Annotated in this window: 2 protein-coding genes; one reads left to right on the forward strand and one right to left on the reverse strand. The window is 61.5% G+C overall.

Annotation, left to right across the window (positions count from 1 at the left end; translation table 11 throughout):
* The first annotated feature begins 511 nt into the window (after window positions 1-511).
* Window positions 512-1522 carry a serine/threonine protein kinase gene (locus tag PEP31012_RS23430; RefSeq protein ID WP_150591605.1) on the forward strand — a complete coding sequence of 337 codons (1011 nt, stop codon included), beginning with the start codon at window positions 512-514 and terminating at the stop codon, window positions 1520-1522.
* A gap of 549 nt (window positions 1523-2071) precedes the next feature.
* Here the strand turns inward: PEP31012_RS23430 and PEP31012_RS23440 are convergent.
* Window positions 2072-2530: a metal-dependent hydrolase gene (locus PEP31012_RS23440; RefSeq protein ID WP_150591607.1), complete on the reverse strand. Its 459-nt coding sequence runs from the start codon at window positions 2528-2530 to the stop codon at window positions 2072-2074.
* Window positions 2531-2812 lie beyond the last annotated feature (282 nt).

The following is a 2812-nucleotide window of genomic DNA, read 5'->3' on the forward strand; positions in this document are numbered from 1 at the left end:
TATCTGCCGAAGCAGACGCACCATTCATCGAGTGCCCACACTTATCGGTTGTCTAGTTTTTAAAGATCAATCGCATCAAACTTCGCTTCGTCGCACACTTACCGCGCCGTCGCTTCGTTTTCTGCGTTGCTGCATCAGCAGCAGAGAAGTGAGATTATGTCGCAGCTTCTCGTCGTCGTCAACAGTTTTTTTCGCTTTCTTCGTTCGCCGCCGTAGCGACTCACTAGCTCAAAACCACTAACCACCGGGCTTTTCGGCCCGTCGCCACCACCGCTTCGCCGCTTTCGCTGCGTCGCCGTCGTTGCGAGAGACGGAATATTAGACACGTTCGACGAACCGCGCAAGCCCTTTGTGAAACTTTTTTGAAGGCAGGGTAATTTCCTGCGCCTTAACGTTCATTCCTGCGTTTTCACGTTCCTGCCTCACCGCGTTCGCGCCCTATCGATTCCCAGGCGCTATATAGAGAAGAGAACCGACGCCCCGGTGCACCGCCTTTGGCACAATAGCGCCCATGAACACCGATCTTTCCCAAGACGCCTCCGGGCCCGCGCATCCGTTCTCCACCCTCCTGCCCGACACCGTCATTGCCGCCGTCGAGCAGCTTGGCTTTTTCAGCGACGGGCGCCTGCTCGCCCTCAACAGTTATGAGAACCGTGTCTATCAGGTTGGGATGGAAGACGGGCCGCCGCTCATCGCGAAGTTCTATCGTCCCCAGCGCTGGACCGACGACGCCATCCTGGAAGAGCACGCCTTCACGCAAGCGCTCGCCCACCAGGAAATCCCTGTCGTGACCCCGCTCGAGACACAAGGCACGACGCTGCACCATTTCAACGGCTTCCGCTTCGCCCTCTTCCCCCGACGCGGCGGCCGTGCCCCCGAACTGCAGGATCCCGACACGCTCAACTGGCTTGGTCGATTTCTCGGCCGCATTCACGCAGTCGGCGCCACCCAACCGTTCCGGCACCGCATCACCCTGGGCATCGACACGTACGGACGCACCCCAGTCGACTACCTGTGGGCGAGCGACTTCATTCCGAACGACCTACGCGACGCGTGGCGCAGCATTGCCGACCTGGCGCTCGCTGGCGTCGCGCGCGCGTACGAGCGAGCCGGAGACGTGAGACTGTTACGCGTACACGGCGACTGCCACGGCGGCAACGTCTTGTGGACCGATGCCGGCCCACACTTCGTCGATTTCGACGACACGTGCATGGCCCCGGCGATGCAGGACCTATGGATGCTGCTTTCGGGTACGCGTGCGGAGATGACTGTCCAGCTCGATGAAGTCCTCTCAGGCTACGAGGACTTTTCCGACTTCAACCCGCGCGAGTTGCATCTGACAGAAGCCTTGCGAACGCTGCGCCTGCTGCATTACAGCGCCTGGCTGGCTCGGCGCTGGGACGACCCAGCGTTCCCCGCAGCCTTCCCGTGGTTCAACACGCAGCGCTATTGGCAGGACCGCATTCTCGAGCTTCGTGAGCAAGTTGCTCTCATGGACGAGCCGCCTTTGCCCTGGCGCTGACCGACATCCGAGCAGGCCGCCCCCGGCCTGCTCGCCAAGTCAGCCGAGTCAGCCGAGTCAGCCGAGTCAGCCGAGTCAGCCGACGATGCTACCGGGGTGTGCTGCCAAGGACTGGGAAGCGGCCACGAACCAATTCGCTATCCTCTACGCAGATCGTTTCGTGCAGCCGTCCATGAGATTCTCAACTCGCCTTGGACACGGAATTTCTGACGCCCCCCCCCCCGCTGGTTCCGCTGGTTCCGCTGGTTCCGCTGGTTCCGCTGGTCCCGCTGGCCCCGCTACTCCCGCTACTCCCGCTACTCCCGCTACTCCCGCTACTCCCGCTACTCCCGCTACTCCCGCTACTTCCGCTACTTCCGCTACTTCCGCTACTGCCGCTACTTCCGCTACTTCGGCTACTTCGGCTACTTCGGCTATTTCGGCTATTTCGGCTATTTCGGCTATTTCGGCTATTTCGGCTATTTCGGCTATTTCGGCTATTTCGGCCGCTTCCACTGCCTTCACCGCGTTCACTGCCTCCTCAGCTTCCGCCGGCACATCCGGCCCCACTCACCACCATCGCCACATGGCGAATGCGAGTGCGGCGGCCACGCACCACTCTGCCGCTGACCCGGTCGTCACGTAAAGCGGCGAGCGGAAGCGCGTTCGCAACGGCCAGCACAGCGGCACGCCGGACGGCGTGAGCCAATCGGCCAGCAGATGCGACAAATACCCGGCGCTCAGCGCCAGCATCCACACTGGCACATGCCCCCAGTGATATAGGCAGCCGACAACCGCCAAAACCGGAAGCAGCAGCGAGTGCGTCATGCCGCGATGACCGAAAAGACGGGAGATCAGGAGCGACACCGGAGCGACGCGGCGTCCCAGCATGCTCTTTGGATGATCGATGTCCGGCAGCAACGCGCCCACGAGCGTCAAGGGCCAAGCGTGGACGCTGGCGGCCCACCCGGTGCGATGCATCAGCCACGTTGCGCCGATACCGAATATGAGATGACTTCTGGCTTGCATGGTCAATCGGCCGCGGCGCGTCCGGCCCCGCTAAAAAGGGTCCGAAGTCTACCACTCGGAACGCGACGTAGAGAGCCACGGTGTGGGGGCCTCTCATACCTCTCCCGCCTCTTCTGCCCCTTCCCTCTCACATTTCTGCCTCTCTACCGCTCCATCCCCCTACCCCCCTACCCCCCTATCTCCCTATCTCCTTATCTCCCTATCCCCCTATCTCCCTATCTCCCTATCTCCCTATCTCCCTATCTCCCTATCTCCCTATCTCCCTATCTCCCTATCTCCCTA

Source organism: Pandoraea eparura, from assembly GCF_902459725.1.
Taxonomy (GTDB): domain Bacteria; phylum Pseudomonadota; class Gammaproteobacteria; order Burkholderiales; family Burkholderiaceae; genus Pandoraea; species Pandoraea eparura.

Coding starts and splice junctions, on each gene's coding strand:
- PEP31012_RS23430 (WP_150591605.1), top strand. CDS start 512: ATGAACACCGATCTTTCCCAAGACGCCTCCGGGCCCGCGCATCCGTTC.
- PEP31012_RS23440 (WP_150591607.1), bottom strand. CDS start 2,530: ATGCAAGCCAGAAGTCATCTCATATTCGGTATCGGCGCAACGTGGCTG.